The following is a 16,783-nucleotide window of genomic DNA, read 5'->3' on the forward strand; positions in this document are numbered from 1 at the left end:
CCGGTCATGGCTGCGCCTTCGGCGCGCCGCCCGACTGTTCGCCCCCTGCTGCCGGCGCGGGCGCCGGTCCGGTCTGCCCCTTCTGATCGCCTTCGCTATGCTCGTGCCGGCCGCGATGCTCGCCGTCCTTGCCCTGCCAGTCTTTCTTACCGTCCTTGCCTTGACCTTCGCCTTGCGCCCCGCGCTTGCCGTCAGGGTTGCGGCTGCGCTTGCGCGGCGCGAGATCGGCGGCCGGCGGCCCGTCGTCCTTGCCGACCACGACCTTCGCGCCATCGGCGAGATTGGCAAAGCCGGTCGTCACGACGCGGTCCGACGTGGTCAGGCCGCTGGCGATCACGGCGTCATGCTCGTTCTGCTGCGTGACCGTGACCGGCTTGGCGGTGACGATATCGCCCTCACCGATCACGTAGCTGAACGTGCCGGCGGGACCGCGCTGCACCGCGGAGGTCGGCACCACGATCGCCTGCGGCAGGGTCTCGACCTTGAGGCGGACATTGACGAACTGGCCGGGCCAGAGCTGGTAGCTGGCATTGGGGAATTCCGCCTTCAGCTTCAGCGTGCCGGTGGTCGGATCGACCTGGTTGTCGATGCCGGTCAGCTTGCCGGTATCGATCACGGTGACGCCGTCATTGCCGAACACGTCGACCGCGAGTTGGCCCTTCGCGGCCGCGGCGTTGACCCGCATGATCTGCTGCTGCGGCAGGCTGAACCATACTGCGATCGGCTGCAGCTGGGTCAGGATGACGAGCCCCGTGGTATCGGCGGCGTGGATGATGTTGCCCTGGTCGACCTGGCGAAGGCCGGCGCGCCCCGCGATCGGCGCGACGATCTTGGTATAGCCGAGCGTGGCGCGCGCATTGTCGATCTGGGCCTGGTCGGCCTTGATGATGGCCTGCTGCTGCGCGACCAGCGCTCGCTGCGTATCGGCCTGCTGCTTCGAGCCCGCGTTGGTGGCAGCGAGCTGCTCATAGCGGGCAAGATCGATCTTCTGATTGGCGAGCAGCGCTTCGTCCTTGGCCTTCGTGGCCACCGCCTGGTCGTATTGCGCCTGATAGATCGCCGGATCGATCTCGCCCAGAACGTCGTCCTTCTTGACGTCCTGGCCCTCGACGAAATTCACCTTGAGCAGCTTGCCGTCGACCCGCGAGCGCACGGTCACGGTATTCAGCGCCCTCACCGAACCGACGCCGTCGAGATAGACCGGCACGTCATGCACCTGCGGCGTGGCCGCCAGCACCGGCACCGGCAGGTCAGGCCGCCCGCCCGCGCCGCGCCCGCCGCCGCCATTTTGCTTGGGCTGGAAGGCGAGCCAGCCGAGATAGCCGAGCCCGCCGAGGATCACGAGCGTGATGAGCAAGGACACCATGCGCCCCAGCACGCGCGAGAGAAGGCTCCGCTTGCGCGGCGCCGTGCGTTTCTCGTCGTCCGTCGAGTCGGGCTTAAAGAGCATCGACCGGTCTTTCCATCTTCGGTTCCCAGCCGCCCCCTAATGCTTGATATAGGCTCACGATCGCCAATAGCCGGGCCAGTTGGGCCTGCGAATAGGCATCTTCCGCCTGGAACAGGGTCAGCTGCGTGTTTAGCACAGTTACGATATCGGCGGTGCCGGCCTTGAGCTGCTGCTCGGCGAGGTCGAAGGCCCGCCGCGACGAGGACAGCACGTCGCGCTGCAGCTGCAGCCGGCGCGTGGTCTCGCGGATCGCGACCAGCGCATTGTCGACGTCGGTGAACGACTGCACCACCGTCTTGCGGTAGGTCTGCAGCAACTCGTCCTGCTTGGCCTTGGTGTATTCGAAATTGCCGAGGATCCGGCCGCCGTCGAAGATCGGCTGGGTCATGCTGCCGACCAGGTTGAAGAAGGCGGCATGCGGCTGGAACAGCGAGACCAGCGCCTGGCTCTGGTAGCCGCCCGTACCGGTCAGCTGGATGCTCGGGAAGAACTGCGCCCGCGCGCTGCCGACATTGGCGGTGGCGGATGCAAGCTGCGCCTCCTGCCGGCGGATGTCGGGACGCTGGGTCAGCAATTCGGACGGCAGGCCCGGCCTGACGCGCGGGATCGCAACGGCGTTGAGCGAGCCGCCGGAGACGCGCACGCTTTCCGGCGGCCGCGACACCAGCACCGCGAGCGCGTTGATACTCTGGTCGAGCGTCTGCCGCAGCGGCGGCACTAGCGCGCGCTGGTTGGCGAGCACAGTCTCCTGCTGCGCGACGTCGAGATCGGAGCCGGTGCCGGCCTTGAAGCGCTCCTTGATCGCATTGAGGATGCGCTCGGCGCTGGCGATGTTGCGCTGCGCGGTGCGCAGCCGGTCCTGCGTCGCGAGCACGGTGAAATAAGCATTAGCGACGCTCGCCAGCGTGGTCAGCGCCACCACCTCGCGGTCAAACCGGTTGGCAACGGCGGTCTCCTCCGCCGCCTGCGCGGCGTCGCGGTTCTGGCCCCAGAAGTCGAGCTGATAGCTGGCGCTCAGCGAGGCGTTGTAGTTCACCACCTCGCGCCCGCCATTGGTGAGGCCGCTGGCGCTGGAGCCGGAGGTGCGCGAGTAGGTTTCCGATCCGTTGAGATTGAGGGTCGGCAGCAGCGCCGCGCCGGCCTGCCGCGCCAGCGCGTCGGCCTGGCGGAAGCGCGCAACCGCAGCGGCGATGTCGAGGTTGACGGTCTGCGCCTCCTCCATCAGCTGCGTCAGCTCCTTGGAGCGGAAGCCCCGCCACCAATCGAGCGTCGGAAGCGCGTCGCCCGGCCGGCCGAGACGCACGGCCTTGTAGCCCTGCGGCACGTCGAGCGCTGGGTCAGGGATGTCCTGGGTCAGAATGCAGCCGGCAGAACCAACGACCAGGCCGAGCGCAACGAGCGAACGTGCCGCGAGCCGGCGCACGCGGGCGGCGAGGCCGAACCGGCCTCCAGGCACCATCACGGACACCGGCTGGGTCACACCCGTTCTCCGCCGAAGCCAGACTTCGCCCGTGGCGCACGAATGACGCGTTCAGCGATGGTCTGGGTGACGTTCACGGGGGTATGCTTCCAATGGAACCTGCCTGTCCCATCCTACCCTTGGGACAATGGGGCGGACAGCCCCGTCACGATTGCGCGGCGTCGCATCGCAAGCGATTCGTAGCTACCTTGAATGCCGACTTTTCCCTATTTTTTACGGCATTTCCGCGCATTTCGGACCGGTGCGGGAGGTCACGATTCTTACAAAGATTTCATGGGGATTTCTCGGCTGCTGTTACATTGAATCCGCAAGATGTGCCGGCACGGCGCCAGACTCGCGCCACCGCGCACCGCGCCGTCAGGTCTTGATTGGCCGAGAGCGCGCAACTCACGCGAAACCGCGGACCACAGGATGATTGTGCTGGCCGACCCGACCGCCACAAAACGGAGTTCTCCCCAAGCCCGTGACCTCCGCGCTTGCGAGGTCAAGCGTGTTGAACCCGTGTTTTGCCGCAGTGCAAAAGCCCTTCCCTTTTTCGATCAGCACACTAGGTTCGCCAAGCAAGACCCAGACCGGCAAAGAAATTCCCCGACATGATATTCAACAAAGACGTCATCGAAGCGATCGGCAACACCCCCCTCATCAAGCTGAAACGCGCGTCCGAACTGACCGGCTGCACCATTCTCGGCAAGGCCGAATTCATGAACCCGGGCCAGTCGGTGAAGGATCGTGCCGGCAAATGGATGATCCTGGAGGCCGAGAGGCGCGGCACGCTGAAGCCCGGCGGCCTCGTGGTCGAGTCGACCGCGGGCAATACCGGGATCGGGCTTGCTGTCGTGGCGAGTGCGCGCGGCTACCGCACCCTGATCGTCATTCCGGAGACGCAGAGCCAGGAAAAGAAGGACATGCTGCGGCTGTGCGGTGCCGAACTGGTCGAGGCGCCGGCGCTGCCCTTCGCCAATCCGAACAACTATCAGCATCTCGGCAGGCGTCTCGCGGAGCAGCTGCGCAAGACCGAACCGAACGGCGTGCTGTTTGCCGACCAGTGGAACAACCTCGACAATCCCAAGGCGCATTACGACTCGACCGGACCGGAAATCTGGCAGCAGACCGACGGCAAGGTCGACGGCTTCATCTGCTCGGTCGGCACCGGCGGCACGCTCGCCGGCATCAGCCGCTACCTGAAGGAAAAGAACCCGGCCATCGTCATCGCCTGCGCCGATCCGCACGGCTTCGGGATGTACGAACTATTCAAGAATGGGCAGGTCAAATCGACGCCGGGCGATTCGATCACGGAAGGCATCGGGCTCGGACGCGTCACGCCTGTGGTCGAGACGGCGAAGGTCGACACTGCGTTCCTGATCTCCGACGAGGAAGCGGTGACCATCATCTATGAGCTTTTGGAGCACGAAGGCCTGTGCCTCGGCGGCTCGACCGGCGTCAACATCGCGGGCGCGATCCAGCTCGCCAAGCAGCTCGGCCCCGGCAAGACCATCGTCACCATCCTCTGCGACTCCGGCAACCGCTATCAGTCCAAGCTGTTCAACCCGGCCTTCATGCGCTCGAAGAACCTGCCGGTCCCGGAATGGCTGGAAAAGCGCAGCAAGATCGAGCTGCCGCTGATCTAGGGAGCGAATGTGTCCCCGCAGACGTCATTGCGAGGAGCTATTGCGACGAAGCAATCCATGCTTCCGATGCGGAGGATTGGATTGCTTCGCGGAGCCTGTCATCCGGCGGCGCTTTGCGCCGACCGGGTGGCTCGCAATGACGGCAGAAATCACCGCAGAATCTGGCTCAGGAACAGCTTCGACCGCGCATGCTGCGGGTTGGCGAAGAATTCCTGCGGCGTGTTCGATTCGATGATCTGGCCCGCGTCCATGAACACGACGCGGTTGGCGACCTCGCGGGCAAAGCCCATTTCGTGGGTCACGACCAGCATGGTCATGCCCTCCTTGGCAAGATCGACCATGGTGTCGAGCACTTCCTTGACCATCTCCGGGTCGAGCGCCGAGGTCGGCTCGTCGAACAGCATCACCTTCGGGTTCATGGTCAGCGCGCGGGCGATCGCAACGCGCTGCTGCTGACCGCCCGACATCTGGCCGGGAAACTTGTTGGCCTGATGCGGGATCTTGACCCGCTCGAGGAACTTCATCGCGGTGGCCTCGGCATCCTTCTTCGGGATGTTGCGCACCCAGATCGGCGCCAGCGTGCAATTGTCGAGCACGGTGAGATGCGGGAACAGGTTGAAGCTCTGGAAAACCATGCCGACCTCGCGGCGGACTTCGTCGACACGGCGAAGGTTCGGGCCGAGGTCGATGCCGTCGACCACGATCTCGCCCTCCTGGAATTCCTCCAGCGCGTTGATGCAGCGGATCAGGGTCGACTTGCCCGAACCGGATGGGCCGCAGATCACGATGCGCTCGCCCTTGCCGACCTCCAGGTTGATGTCGCGCAGCACGTGGAAGTCGCCGTACCATTTGTTGAGAGCGGAAATGTTGACGATCGGGGTTGTGGACATGATGACCTTGTTCAGTGGCGGCGGTGAGCGTTGAGCCGGTTTTCGACGAACAGCGAGTAGCGCGACATTCCAAAGCAGAACACGAAGTAGATCATTCCAGCGAAGGCGAAGCCGGTAAAGGCCGTGGTCGGCGTCGACCAGGTCGGATCGGAGAACGTCGCGTGCAACGATCCCAAGAGGTCGAACAGTGCGACGATCGAAACCAGCGAGGTGTCCTTGAACAGGGCGATGAAGCTGTTGACGAGACCCGGAATGACGTGGCGCAGCGCCTGCGGCATCACGATCAGCGACGTGGTCTTCCACCAGGACAGGCCGAGCGCGCTCGCCGCCTCGCCCTGCCCGCGCGGGATTGCGGCAAGGCCGCCGCGCACCACCTCGGCCTGATAGGCGCCGGCAAACAGCGCAATGCCGATCAGCGCGCGGACCAGCCCGTCGACGTTGAAGTTGCCCGGCAGGAACAGCGGCAGCATGTAGGTTGCGAAGAACAGCACGGTGATCAGCGGCACGCCGCGCCAGAACTCGATGAAGGCGATCGAGAATATCCGGATCAGCGGAATGGTCGAGCGGCGGCCCAGCGCCAGCGCGATCCCGATCGGCATCGAGGTGACGATGCCGGTGACCGACACCACCAGCGTCACCAGGAGGCCGCCCCACAGCCTGGTGTCGACGATAGGCAGTCCGCCGCGGTCGAGCCCCATCAGCTTGATCACGATCGCGATGCCGGCGAAGCTCGCCAGGCTCCCGAGCAGCGCCCGTTGTCCGGTTCGCATGCCGCCGCCGAGGAAAAACAGGATCAGCGAGACGATCGCCGTGGTCAGCAGGAAGTCGAACCACAGCGGCTGGATCGACATCTGGAGCTGCTCGCGCAGCCAGGTCAGCGGAAAGATCAGCCAGCCGATCAGGCTGCCGACGAGCACGATGATATTGCCGACGGCCCACAGCAGCGGCCCGATCGCCGAACTCCGGCTGAGATTGACCAGCGCCCGACCGGCATTGACGATGCTGTCGTCGAACAGCTGCAACAGGCTCGCGACCCAACTGACGCCGAAGCCGGCTAGTCCGCCGCCGCGCAGCAGGAAGAAGGCGACCGCCGGGAACGCGAAGAAGAACAGACCCGCATTCAGGCCCTTCGCCGGCAGGCGCGGAATAAGGAGTGGCAGCAACAGGACGGCCGCAAGGACGAAGGTCAGGTTGACGCGCCAGCGTTCGGCTTCCGGATAGAAGCCGTAGATCAGCTGGGTGAGCTTGGCCTGGATGTAGGGCCAGCAGGCGCCGACCTGACGGCCGGCGGTCTCGGCGAGACATGCATTGCGGTCCTTGCCGCTCCAGACCGCATCGACCAGCAGGAACTTGAACGCGGGAACGACCGTGTACCAGAGCAGCCCCAGCGCCAGGATCGTCAGCAGGATGTTGGTCGGCGAATTCAAGAGCCTCGTGCGGATGAAACCGACGAGGCCGGTGGTCTTCACCGGCGCCCGGCGTTCGGGCACCAGATCCTGCCGGACGAAGGATGACGCGGTGGCGTCGGTCATGCCCCAAGGCTCCGGTTGATGCGCCAGCCATAGACGCTCATGATCGCGCTGGTGACCAGCGAGATCAGCAGGTACACGCCCATGGTGATGGCGATGATCTCGATCGCCTGGCCGGTCTGGCTCAGCGTCGTTCCGGCAAATACCGAGACCAGGTCGGGATAGCCGATCGCGACCGCCAGCGACGAATTCTTGGTCAGGTTGAGGTACTGGTTGGTCAGCGGCGGAACGATGACGCGCATCGCCTGCGGCACGACGATCAGCCGCAAGGTTGTGCCGCGCGACAGGCCGAGCGACGAGCCGGCTTCCATCTGTCCCCTATGGACCGACAGAATACCGGCGCGAACGATCTCGGCGATGAACGCCGCCGTATAGGTCGACAGCGCAACCGCCAGCGCAACCAGCTCCGGAATCACCCGCGCGCCGCCGGCGAAGTTGAAGCCCTTGAGTTGCGGCAGCTCGAAGGTCACCGGCAGCCCGAACACCAGCATCGTCACCAGTGGCAAGCCAGCCAGCAGGCCGAGTACATAGGGCCAGATCCGGATCGCCTGCCCGCGTTGAAACAGCGCCCGCCTCGCATAGCCGCGCAGCGCCAGCGCGCCTGCGACGCCAATCGCGAGCGCGATCAGAAGCGGATCGAGCCCGGGCTCGCCGATCGGCCGCGGGATCACCAGCCCGCGATTGGAGAGGAAGAAGGCGTTGAACAGCGAGATGCTCTGGCGCGGCCCCGGCAGCGCCGCCAGCACCGCGAGGTACCAGAATAACAGCTGGAACAGCAGCGGCAGATTGCGGACGATCTCGACATAGATCTCGCCGAGCCGCGCCAACAGCCAGTTCGGCGACAGCCGGCACAGCGCAATGATGAAGCCGATGATGGTGGCGAAGACGATGCCAATGCCCGCAACCAGCAGCGTGTTGAGCAGGCCGACGAAGAACACCCGCGTATAGGTGTCCGACCCCGAATACGGGATCAGGTTCAGGCTGACATCAAAGCCCGCATTGTTTTTGAGAAACCCGAACCCGGAGGCAATGCGCTGCGTCTCCAGGTTGGCGCGGGCATTGGCCACGATCTCATAGGCGACCCAGGCCAACACCGCCGCGAACACGATCTGCACGGCAAGGCCAGTCCAGCCGGACTGGCCGCCGAGCGCGCGCTTCAGGCGGAAGATGAACTGCAGCGGTGGTTTTCGGGGCTCGGTCGTCATCGCCGCAGCCGCCTCGTCGCCGATCAGCGGATCGGAGGCGCGTACTGGATGCCGCCCTTGTTCCAGAGATTGTTGAGCCCGCGTGCGATCTGCAGCTTCGATCCGACGCCGACGTTGCGATCGTACATCTCGCCGTAATTGCCGACGGCCTTGATGATGCGGGAGAACCAGTCCTTGGTCAGGCCGAGCTGCTCACCGAGATTGCCGTCGGTGCCGAAGGCGCGCTTGAGGTCGGGCTTGTCCGACTTGGCCATCTCGTCGACGTTCTTCTGGGTGACACCGAGTTCCTCGGCATTGATCTGGGCGAACAGCGCCCACTTCACGATGTCGAACCACTGGTCGTCGCCATGGCGAACCATCGGGCCGAGCGGCTCCTTGGAGATGATCTCGGGAAGCACGACGTGATCGGCCGGGTTGGCGAGCTTCAGTCGCTGCGCATAGAGCTGGGACACGTCGGAGGTGAACACGTCGCAGCGGCCGGTCTCGTAGGCCTTCACGGTCTCGTCGGCACCGGCGAACGCGATCACCTCGTACTTCATGTTGTTGCCCTTGAAGTAGTCGGCGAGGTTCTGCTCGGTCGTGGTGCCGGTCTGCACGCAGACCGACGCGCTGTTCAGCTCCAGCGCCGAGTTCACCTTCAGCGACTTCTTCACCAGAAAGCCCTGCCCGTCATAATAGGTCACGCCGGTGAAGTTGGCGCCGAGCGAGGTATCGCGCGACAGCGTCCAGGTGGTGTTGCGCGACAGCACGTCGATCTCGCCCGACTGCAGCGCGGTGAAGCGGTCCTTGGCCGACAGCGGCACGAACTTGACCTTGGACGGATCGTCGAAGATCGCCGCCGCGATGCCACGGCAGATGTCGACGTCGATGCCGGTCCAGTTCCCCTTGTCGTCCGGCGACGAGAAGCCCGGCAGGCCGCCGCTGACGCCGCAGGACAGCTGGCCTCGGTCCTTGACCGTCTTGAGGGTTTGCGCCGAGGCGGCCTGGACCGACAGGGCGGCGGCAGCGGCGAGGGTGACAGCCAGGGATACGCGTTTCATGGGCGGGGCCTTTCAGGGTCGTCCGGTGGACGTTTGCATTGTGATCGCCTCGCGTTCACGGGCCATCCCAATGATCCCTTGCAGCAAAAATGCCGATTTGACCGGCAGTTTGACCTGCAAACCGGTCAGGCAACGGATCGTAGGTCGCGGCAGGCCCCTCAACGTGCGGCGACTGGTAGTTGCGCCGCATCACATAGCGACTGACGAGCCGGGTCAAGGGGTTGACGCATGTCTTCTACCTCTTGTTAGTAACACCTCCCGGCCCGGCCCCGTCTTCCCGACGCGGTACGGCTGCGGCAAAAAGTCTAAAGTCTAACGGCAGCGCTCCATGACCTCTTCCGACGGCTCCACGCCCTCCCACCCGCAACAGGCCGCCACCCGCCTGGTCACGGCCGGCCGCGACACCAAGGCCCAGAAGGGCTTTGTCAATCCGCCGGTGTTTCACGGCTCGACCGTGCTCTATCCGACCGCGGAGGACCTCTACGCCCATCGCGCCGAATTTACCTACGGCCGCCATGGCAGCCCGACCACGCGGGCGCTGCAGGACGTGCTGATGGCGCTGGAAGGCCCGCAATGCGCCGGCGTCGGCCTTGCCCCGTCGGGACTGGCGGCGATCAGCACCACGCTGCTCGCCGTACTCAAAACCGGCGATCATCTCCTGGTGTGCGACAATGCCTATCGGCCGACCCGCAATTTCTGCGACAACATGCTCAAGCGCTACGGCATCGAGACCAGCTATTTCGATCCGCTGATCGGCGCCGGCATCGAGACGCTGTTCAAGCCGAACACCCGCGCGGTGCTGATCGAAGCGCCCGGCTCGCAGACGTTCGAGATGCCGGACGTGCGGGCGATATCGGCCGTGGCGCACGCCCGCGGCGCGCTCATGATCGACGACAACACCTGGGCGACGCCGCTCTATCACCGCTCGCTCGAACAGGGCGTCGACATCAGCATGCAGGCCGGCACCAAATATATCGGCGGCCACTCCGACATCATGTTCGGCACCATCGCAGCCAATGCGAAAGCCTGGCCGCTGATCCAGGAGGCGATCCGCCTGCTCGGCGTCTGCGCCGGCCCCGACGACGTCTATCTCGCGCTGCGCGGGGTTCGCACGCTATCGGTGCGGCTTGCGCAGCACCACCGCTCCGGACTCGAGATCGCGCGCTGGCTCGGCGCGCGGCCCGAGGTCGATCGCGTGCTGCACCCTGCCCTCGACACCGATCCCGGGCACGCGATCTGGAAACGCGACTTCACCGGCGCCTCCGGGCTGTTCAGCATCGTGCTGAAGCCGGTGCCACAGACCGCGGTCGATGCAATGCTGAACGCGCTCACTTTGTTCGGCATGGGCTTTTCCTGGGGCGGCTTCGAAAGCCTCGCCATCCCGTTCGACTGCAGCGACTATCGCACCGCGACCAAATGGTCGCCGGGCGGGCCGACGCTGCGGCTGCATATCGGGCTCGAGAATCTCGACGACCTCAAGGCCGATCTCGACCGTGGATTTGCGGCGTTGAAGGCCGCGCTCTGATCCTCGCGCCCTGCCACGTTAGACGACATTAACCACGCTCCACCGGCGCTGACGCCGCGTTGCGACCAACGTCGTACGCCTTAAGCACGCGCGATCTCCGGGATTCTGCGGAGATGCAACAGCGCCGATAACTCGCCGTTCACCATCCCCACCAATCCCTTAATTGTCCGGACCTTCCATCAAGTTCCCTTATACTTTTGCGGCCGTAGTGATGCCTCGGGAAGGGCTGTCAGTGCCGCAAGGACGCGATTGCCCTGTGTGAAGGGCATTCAGACAATCGCATGAAAACGGCACGCATCGTGGTCCTCGGCATCGCCGGCGTCGCAGGCCTCGCGGCCATGTATCTCGCGAGCGTTGGCGATCGCAAACCGGCGCCGGTCGCGCCGCCCGTCGCGCAACTGCCGACCGTCGAAGTGCTGGTCGCTAAGTCCGACATCGGGCTCGGTCAATCGGTCAAGGCCGAAGACATCCAGTGGCAGCGCTGGCCGGCCGAAACTGCAAGCAGCGCGTTCATCCGTCACGACGCCAACGCCAATGCCATGAACGACATCATCGGTTCGATCGCACGCGCGCCCTTCATCGTCGGCGAACCGATCCGCGAGCAAAAGCTGGTCAAGGCCAACGGAAGCGGCTTCATGGCCGCGATCCTGCCCTCCGGCATGCGCGCGATTTCCACCGAAATCTCGCCGGAGACGGGCGCCGGCGGCTTCATTCTGCCGAACGACCGCGTCGATGTGATCCTGTCGCGTCGCGACAAGAATCCCGATCAGCAAGGCGGCCGCGATATCGTCACCACTGAAATCCTGCTGTCCAACGTCCGCGTGCTGGCGATCGACCAGGCGCCGAAGGAGAAGGACGGCAACAACTCCCTCGTCGGCAAGACCGTGACCCTCGAGCTCAAGCCCGAACAGGCCGAGACGCTGGCGCGCGCCCGGCAGAGCGGAACGCTGGCGCTGGCGCTGCGCAGCATCGCCGACGTCAACGAGCAGACCGACGAGACCAGAGACCATGCCCCGAAGCGGGGCGAGAGCATCAAGGTGGTGCGCTTCGGCATCCCGAGCTCTCTGACGACACAGAAGTGATGGGGGCTTCGATATGACGACGGGTGCGAAACAAATGGCGACGTCGACCAAGCTGGTCCGCGCGCTGTCATTGTCGGCGATCACCGCGCTGATGCTGATCCCTGCCCTTGCCAGCGCGACCGATCCCGACAAGAACGCGGATGTCGCGGTGACGAGCAGCATCGCCGCCAAGACGCGCTCCGTCTCGCTCGGCGTTGGCAAGTCGGTCGTGGTCGATCTGCCGCGCGAGGCCAAGGACGTTCTGGTCGCCGATCCCAAGATCGCCAACGCCGTGATCCGCTCGGCGCAGCGCGCCTATATCATCGGCGCGGCAGTCGGCCAGACCAACGTGGTGTTCTTCGACGCCGACGGCAACCAGGTCGCCTCCTACGACATCGCGATCAAGCGCGACCTTAACGGAATGCGCGCCGCGCTGAAGCAGATGCTGCCCGGCGTCCAGATCGAGGGCGTCGGCGACAGCGTCGTCCTGACCGGCACGGTGGCAAGCCCGGTCGAGGCCCAGCAGGCCGGCGACATCGCCGCCAAACTGGTCGGCAGCGCCGACAAGGTCGTCAATTCCATCGTGGTCCGCGGCCGCGACCAGGTGATGCTGAAAGTCACCGTCGCCGAAGTCCGCCGGGACGTCGTCAAGCAGCTCGGCGTCGACCTCAGCGCCAACATGAACTACGGCACCGCCGCGGTGGTCTTCAACAACGCCAACGCCTTCACCGCCAATAACGGTGCGCTCGCCCCCAACAACGGGCTGACGGGCGCAGCCCTGAACAAGCTCGGCGTGCCGACCGTCACGGCGACGCTGCGCGCGATGGAGAGCGCGGGCGTGGTCAAGACGCTGGCCGAGCCCAACCTCACCGCGATCTCCGGCGAGTCGGCGACCTTCATCTCGGGCGGCGAGTTTCCGATTCCGACCGGCGTCACCTGCCAGACGACGACGTCGGGCACGATCGGCAATTGCGTGCAGACCGTCAGCTTCAAGAAGTTCGGCATCTCGCTCAACTTCACGCCGGTGGTGCTGACCGAGGGACGGATCAGCCTGAAGGTGATGACCGAGGTCTCCGAAGTCTCGATGGAGAACGCCCTGACCGGCGGCCAGAACGGCACGACCATTCCCTCGATCAAGACCCGCCGCGCCGACACCACGCTGGAGGTGCCCTCCGGCGGCTCGATCGCGATGGCCGGTTTGATCCAGGAGCAGACCAAGCAGGCCATCAACGGCATGCCCGGCGTCGATCAGATCCCGATCCTCGGCCAGCTCTTCCGGAGCCAGGACTTCGTCAACAACGAGACCGAGCTCATGGTCATCGTGACGCCCTACGTGGTGCGCGCCGTTGCGCAGAAGGAGCTGTCCCGTCCCGACGACGGATTTGCCCCTGCTTCCGACGCGCAGTCGGCACTGCTGGCGCGCGTCAATCGCATCTACGGCGTCGCCGCCCGCAGCGAGCCGATCGGCGCCACGCCGGTCAATTTCGGCTTCATCATCGACTGAGGCGCGGACCTGAAGGGGTTGGGGGATCCTATGATGACACGCAACACACAAGCCGGTCGTGCCAGGACGCTGTCGCTGTTGGGCGCCGTCGTCGTCAGCGCGATCGCGCTCGGCGGCTGCAATCTGACGGGCGACAATCTTGCCACCGGCACCGTGGGCGACGACTACCGGCAGCGGCATCCGATCGCGGTGACCGAGGGCGAACAGTCGATCGTCGTCTTCGTCGGCCGCGCCCGCGGCAACCTCACCGAAGCGCAGCGCGACGACGTCATGGGGCTGGCGCGCACCTGGCGGCGCGAAGGCACCGGCGCGATTGCGATCGACGTGCCGGCCGACAGCTCGAACTCGCGCTCGGCACAGGCGGTGTATCAGGAGATCCGCGGCCTGCTGGCGTCGATGGGCGTACCCGCCCATGCCATCACCAAGCGCTCCTACCATCTCGATGATCCGCGCGCGCTTCCGACCATTCGGCTGAGCTATCCGAAGATGGCCGCCGTCGCCGGTCCCTGCGGAGTGTGGCCGAGCGACCTCGGTCCCTCGATCTACAATCCGAACTACAACCAGAACAAGCAGTACGACAATTTCGGCTGCGCCACGCAGCGTAACCTTGCCGCGATGGTCGCCAATCCGTCCGACCTCGAACAGCCGCGAACCGAGACCGCAGCCTATACGCCGCGCCGTACGATCGCGTTCGATAAATACCGCAAGGGTGAGTCGACCGCGACCGCCTACCCCGAAGCCGAGAAAGCCAAGCTGAGCGACGCCGCGAAATGACCGAACAACAAGACGAGCCGCAGCACGCCAACGATTACATCGCGCCGGCGCCGCGGATTTCCGTGCAGGCGTTCTGCGCAAGCGTCGCGACCGCCGCGAACGCACGCGCGGCTGCCGACGACCGCCGGCTCGCCAAGGCTCATCTCTCGGTCCATATGGGCGGCATCGCCGCGGCGATCGACGCCTACCACAAGGCGCCGACGCCCAACGTCATCATGCTCGAGACCGAGCCGGATCATGATTTCCTCGCCGGTCTCGACGAGCTCGCCACGGTCTGCGATCCCGGCACCCGCGTCGTGGTGCTCGGCACGGCCGGCGAGACTGCGCCGTATCGCGAATTGGTCCGGCGCGGCGTCAACGACTACGTCATCGGGCCGGTCAAGGTGCTCGACATCGTGCGCTCGATCTGCAGCCTGTTCTCGGCCTCCGAAGCGGTCTCGGTCGGCCGCCTGATCGCGGTCGCGGGCGCCAAGGGCGGCGTCGGCGCCTCGACCATTGCCCACAATGTCGCCTGGACCATCGCACGCGACCTCGGGCTGGATTCGGTCGTCGTCGATCTCGACCTCGCCTTCGGTACGGCCGGCCTGGACTACAATCAGGACCCGGTGCAGGGCATCGCCAACGCCGTGTTCTCGCCCGAGCGTCCGGACTCTGCCTTCATGGAACGCCTGCTCGCAAAGTGCGGCGATCATCTCAGCCTGCTGGCGGCGCCGGCCACCCTCGACCAGGTCTACGATTTCGGCGCCGAGGCGTTCGATGCCATCTTCGATACGATGCGCATGACGACGTCCTGCATCGTGCTCGACGTGCCGCATCAATGGACCGCCTGGACCAAACGCGTGCTGGTCGGTGCCGACGATATCCTGATCGTGGCCGAGCCCGACCTCGCCAACATGCGCAACACCAAGAACATGATGAACCTGTTGAGGACCGCGCGTCCGAACGACCGTCCGCCGCTCTACTGCCTGAACCAGGTCGGCATGTCGAAGCGCCCCGAGATCGAGGTCAAGGATTTCGCCAAGACCATCGAGAGCCAGCCGATCGCGGCGATCCCGTTCGACTGCAGGCTGTTCGGTGAAGCCGCCAACAACGGCCAGATGATCGCGGAAGTCTCCGCGCGTCACCGCACCACAAGGACTTTCCTGCAGATTGCGCAACGCCTCACCGGCCGTCCCGATCTCGCCGAAGCCCGCGAGTCGTTCCTGTCGCCCATCCTCAGGAAGCTGCAGTCGCGCCGAAATGACGGGCGCCGGGCCGCCGGCTAGCGTCCCGCTAGCGCTCTAGTCGCGGCGACTGGCTGCGACCGGGATCTTCTCGGCGTCGGCGCGGCTCGCATCCCTGCGCGCCAACAGTCGCTTCAGCGCGGCGACGTTGGCTGAGCCCTGCTCCGCCGGCAAATCGGCCTTCATGATGGTTTCCGCCTCGGACTGGCGGCCCTGCAAGCCAACAACGACGGCGAGATTGGTTCGCACCCGCATGTCGCCGGGGGCGCGCTCCCGCGCGCGGCGCAGCGTCTCCTCGGCCTTCGGCAGGTCCTTCGACAGCAGATAGGACAGCCCGATATTGGAGAGCACTGACGGATCGTCAGGCACGATCTTCAGCGCACTCGCATAATACTGCCGCGCCTCGTCGTGGCGATCGAGTTGGTCGAGCACGGCGCCCTGCGCCGACAGGATGCGCCAGTCCGGATCTTCCGGGGTATGCGCGCGCCCGAGCACGTCGAATGCCTGCTGGAAATTGCCGTTGTCGGCGAGCGCCCGTCCGTAACCCGCGAGCAGCGCCTTGTTGCTGGGCTGCGCCAGCACCGCCTGCTCCATGACGGCGACCGCCTGGGCCCGCTGGCCGGTGGCGCGCAGCGCCCGGGCGTATTTCAGCGCGGCGTCGGTGTCTTTCGGGTTGGCGCGGACGCGCTCGTGGTAGGTCGCGATGTCGCGCCGCGGATCGGCCGGGGCCGGCGTGGCCTCCGCCGTGTCGCCCAATGAGCCGGTGATGTCAGACGGGCCGGAGGTTTGACAGGCAGACAACCCGATCAGCAGGATCGTGGCAGATACCGTGCCCGCGAGACAGCGCGCGCGGCCTGAGGGTCGGGGGAATTTCTCAAACATAAAGCGAGACTCGGAACGGCGAAGGTTCCGGGATGCTCACAGCTTAACCCTAAGGTCCGGTTAAGGATGCCATCATGTCGCCGTCATCCGGCCCAGATGCGGTGCCGGACGCCTGGCGAGACAGCAGCCAAATGGCAGATTCAATCGACGAACTGAGCGCCGAACTCGTGCCCGATTTGCCAGGCCAGCCGGCACTGACGCGGACTGCCGCTCGACAGGATGATGGTGAATTCCGGCGGGATCTCCAGATATTCGGCGATCACCTTGACGCCGCCGGCCGAAATATCGGTGATCATGCAGTCGCGTGGCAGCGACCCTGTGCCCAGCTGAATTTTGGCGACGCTCCGGCACGGGCGGCGTTCGCTCTTGCGGCGATTCATAAACATTCTGATCCCCAAGCCTTTCTGGGCAACTTCCTGGCCTATCGTCATAGCGGGGAAAGATTGGAAACTGCCTAGCGGAACCCATCGCAATTGAGCGGTCGCGTTCGGGATTCGTTTACCGGGGGGCGCCCTCGCCGGGAGACACGAGCTTTGATCAATCAAAGATTGAATAGTTGAATGATATGTGCTGCAGGTCGAATGACGTCTAC

The 16,783-nt window shown here is 65.2% G+C and carries 14 protein-coding genes; 6 read left to right on the forward strand and 8 right to left on the reverse strand.

What is annotated here, in order from left to right:
- Positions 1-4: 4 nt before the first annotated feature.
- The gene (locus ACVMB1_RS13585; RefSeq protein ID WP_456848671.1) at positions 5-1,450 is read right to left on the reverse strand and encodes an efflux RND transporter periplasmic adaptor subunit; all 1,446 of its coding nucleotides are present in this window, start codon (positions 1,448-1,450) and stop codon (positions 5-7) included.
- Positions 1,440-2,909 (reverse strand): efflux transporter outer membrane subunit, encoded by a 1,470-nt coding sequence (locus ACVMB1_RS13590; protein WP_141340617.1) that lies wholly within the window; start codon positions 2,907-2,909, stop codon positions 1,440-1,442. The genes ACVMB1_RS13585 and ACVMB1_RS13590 overlap by 11 nt, the downstream gene beginning before the upstream one ends.
- Before the next feature lie 614 nt (positions 2,910-3,523).
- Between ACVMB1_RS13590 and ACVMB1_RS13595 the strand changes: the two genes are divergently transcribed.
- The gene (locus tag ACVMB1_RS13595) at positions 3,524-4,558 is read left to right on the forward strand and encodes a cysteine synthase A (protein WP_141340596.1); all 1,035 of its coding nucleotides are present in this window, start codon (positions 3,524-3,526) and stop codon (positions 4,556-4,558) included.
- A gap of 149 nt (positions 4,559-4,707) precedes the next feature.
- On the opposite strand, the gene ACVMB1_RS13600 is transcribed toward ACVMB1_RS13595, so the two are convergent.
- Genes ACVMB1_RS13600 through ACVMB1_RS13615 form a run of 4 tightly spaced genes read right to left on the reverse strand, consistent with a single transcriptional unit; the run spans position 4,708 to position 9,222 of the window.
- On the reverse strand, positions 4,708-5,448 hold the full coding sequence (locus tag ACVMB1_RS13600; protein WP_028331915.1) for an amino acid ABC transporter ATP-binding protein: 741 nt from the start codon (positions 5,446-5,448) through the stop codon (positions 4,708-4,710).
- Positions 5,449-5,459: 11 nt separating this feature from the next.
- Positions 5,460-6,980, reverse strand: a complete 1,521-nt coding sequence (locus tag ACVMB1_RS13605) for an amino acid ABC transporter permease (RefSeq protein ID WP_141340597.1) — start codon at positions 6,978-6,980, stop codon at positions 5,460-5,462.
- Positions 6,977-8,182 (reverse strand): amino acid ABC transporter permease, encoded by a 1,206-nt coding sequence (locus tag ACVMB1_RS13610; RefSeq protein WP_141340598.1) that lies wholly within the window; start codon positions 8,180-8,182, stop codon positions 6,977-6,979. Before ACVMB1_RS13610 ends, ACVMB1_RS13605 begins: the two co-directional genes overlap by 4 nt.
- 23 nt (positions 8,183-8,205) lie before the next feature.
- A complete protein-coding gene (locus ACVMB1_RS13615; RefSeq protein WP_028339759.1) occupies positions 8,206-9,222 on the reverse strand; it encodes an amino acid ABC transporter substrate-binding protein in 1,017 nt (338 codons plus the stop codon).
- A gap of 328 nt (positions 9,223-9,550) precedes the next feature.
- Here ACVMB1_RS13615 and metC point away from each other — a divergent pair, with 328 nt between their 5' ends.
- From metC to ACVMB1_RS13640, 5 genes are all read left to right on the forward strand, one after another.
- Positions 9,551-10,747 carry a cystathionine beta-lyase gene (gene metC, locus ACVMB1_RS13620; protein ID WP_456814419.1) on the forward strand — a complete coding sequence of 399 codons (1,197 nt, stop codon included), beginning with the start codon at positions 9,551-9,553 and terminating at the stop codon, positions 10,745-10,747.
- Between the two features lie 281 nt (positions 10,748-11,028).
- Entirely contained in the window at positions 11,029-11,829 is an 801-nt protein-coding gene (gene cpaB, locus ACVMB1_RS13625; protein WP_057016555.1) for a Flp pilus assembly protein CpaB, read from the forward strand.
- Between the two features lie 34 nt (positions 11,830-11,863).
- Entirely contained in the window at positions 11,864-13,312 is a 1,449-nt protein-coding gene (locus ACVMB1_RS13630) for a type II and III secretion system protein family protein (RefSeq protein ID WP_141340600.1), read from the forward strand.
- A gap of 33 nt (positions 13,313-13,345) precedes the next feature.
- The gene (locus ACVMB1_RS13635; RefSeq protein WP_057016603.1) at positions 13,346-14,086 is read left to right on the forward strand and encodes a CpaD family pilus assembly protein; all 741 of its coding nucleotides are present in this window, start codon (positions 13,346-13,348) and stop codon (positions 14,084-14,086) included.
- Positions 14,083-15,351: an AAA family ATPase gene (locus ACVMB1_RS13640; protein WP_057016553.1), complete on the forward strand. Its 1,269-nt coding sequence runs from the start codon at positions 14,083-14,085 to the stop codon at positions 15,349-15,351. The genes ACVMB1_RS13635 and ACVMB1_RS13640 overlap by 4 nt, the downstream gene beginning before the upstream one ends.
- Before the next feature lie 15 nt (positions 15,352-15,366).
- Here ACVMB1_RS13640 and ACVMB1_RS13645 read toward each other — a convergent pair whose 3' ends face one another.
- Both ACVMB1_RS13645 and ACVMB1_RS13650 read right to left on the reverse strand, forming a co-directional pair.
- A complete protein-coding gene (locus tag ACVMB1_RS13645; RefSeq protein WP_246786575.1) occupies positions 15,367-16,191 on the reverse strand; it encodes a tetratricopeptide repeat protein in 825 nt (274 codons plus the stop codon).
- A 140-nt stretch (positions 16,192-16,331) separates the two neighbouring features.
- Positions 16,332-16,577: a PilZ domain-containing protein gene (locus ACVMB1_RS13650; protein WP_076828746.1), complete on the reverse strand. Its 246-nt coding sequence runs from the start codon at positions 16,575-16,577 to the stop codon at positions 16,332-16,334.
- Positions 16,578-16,783: the final 206 nt, after the last annotated feature.

This window comes from Bradyrhizobium sp. USDA 4504 (assembly GCF_054063995.1).

Coding starts and splice junctions, on each gene's coding strand:
- metC (WP_456814419.1), top strand. CDS start 9,551: ATGACCTCTTCCGACGGCTCCACGCCCTCCCACCCGCAACAGGCCGCC.
- ACVMB1_RS13585 (WP_456848671.1), bottom strand. CDS start 1,450: ATGCTCTTTAAGCCCGACTCGACGGACGACGAGAAACGCACGGCGCCG.
- ACVMB1_RS13635 (WP_057016603.1), top strand. CDS start 13,346: ATGACACGCAACACACAAGCCGGTCGTGCCAGGACGCTGTCGCTGTTG.
- ACVMB1_RS13630 (WP_141340600.1), top strand. CDS start 11,864: ATGGCGACGTCGACCAAGCTGGTCCGCGCGCTGTCATTGTCGGCGATC.
- cpaB (WP_057016555.1), top strand. CDS start 11,029: ATGAAAACGGCACGCATCGTGGTCCTCGGCATCGCCGGCGTCGCAGGC.
- ACVMB1_RS13595 (WP_141340596.1), top strand. CDS start 3,524: ATGATATTCAACAAAGACGTCATCGAAGCGATCGGCAACACCCCCCTC.
- ACVMB1_RS13650 (WP_076828746.1), bottom strand. CDS start 16,577: ATGTTTATGAATCGCCGCAAGAGCGAACGCCGCCCGTGCCGGAGCGTC.
- ACVMB1_RS13605 (WP_141340597.1), bottom strand. CDS start 6,980: ATGACCGACGCCACCGCGTCATCCTTCGTCCGGCAGGATCTGGTGCCC.
- ACVMB1_RS13610 (WP_141340598.1), bottom strand. CDS start 8,182: ATGACGACCGAGCCCCGAAAACCACCGCTGCAGTTCATCTTCCGCCTG.
- ACVMB1_RS13640 (WP_057016553.1), top strand. CDS start 14,083: ATGACCGAACAACAAGACGAGCCGCAGCACGCCAACGATTACATCGCG.
- ACVMB1_RS13645 (WP_246786575.1), bottom strand. CDS start 16,191: ATGTTTGAGAAATTCCCCCGACCCTCAGGCCGCGCGCGCTGTCTCGCG.
- ACVMB1_RS13615 (WP_028339759.1), bottom strand. CDS start 9,222: ATGAAACGCGTATCCCTGGCTGTCACCCTCGCCGCTGCCGCCGCCCTG.
- ACVMB1_RS13600 (WP_028331915.1), bottom strand. CDS start 5,448: ATGTCCACAACCCCGATCGTCAACATTTCCGCTCTCAACAAATGGTAC.
- ACVMB1_RS13590 (WP_141340617.1), bottom strand. CDS start 2,909: ATGGTGCCTGGAGGCCGGTTCGGCCTCGCCGCCCGCGTGCGCCGGCTC.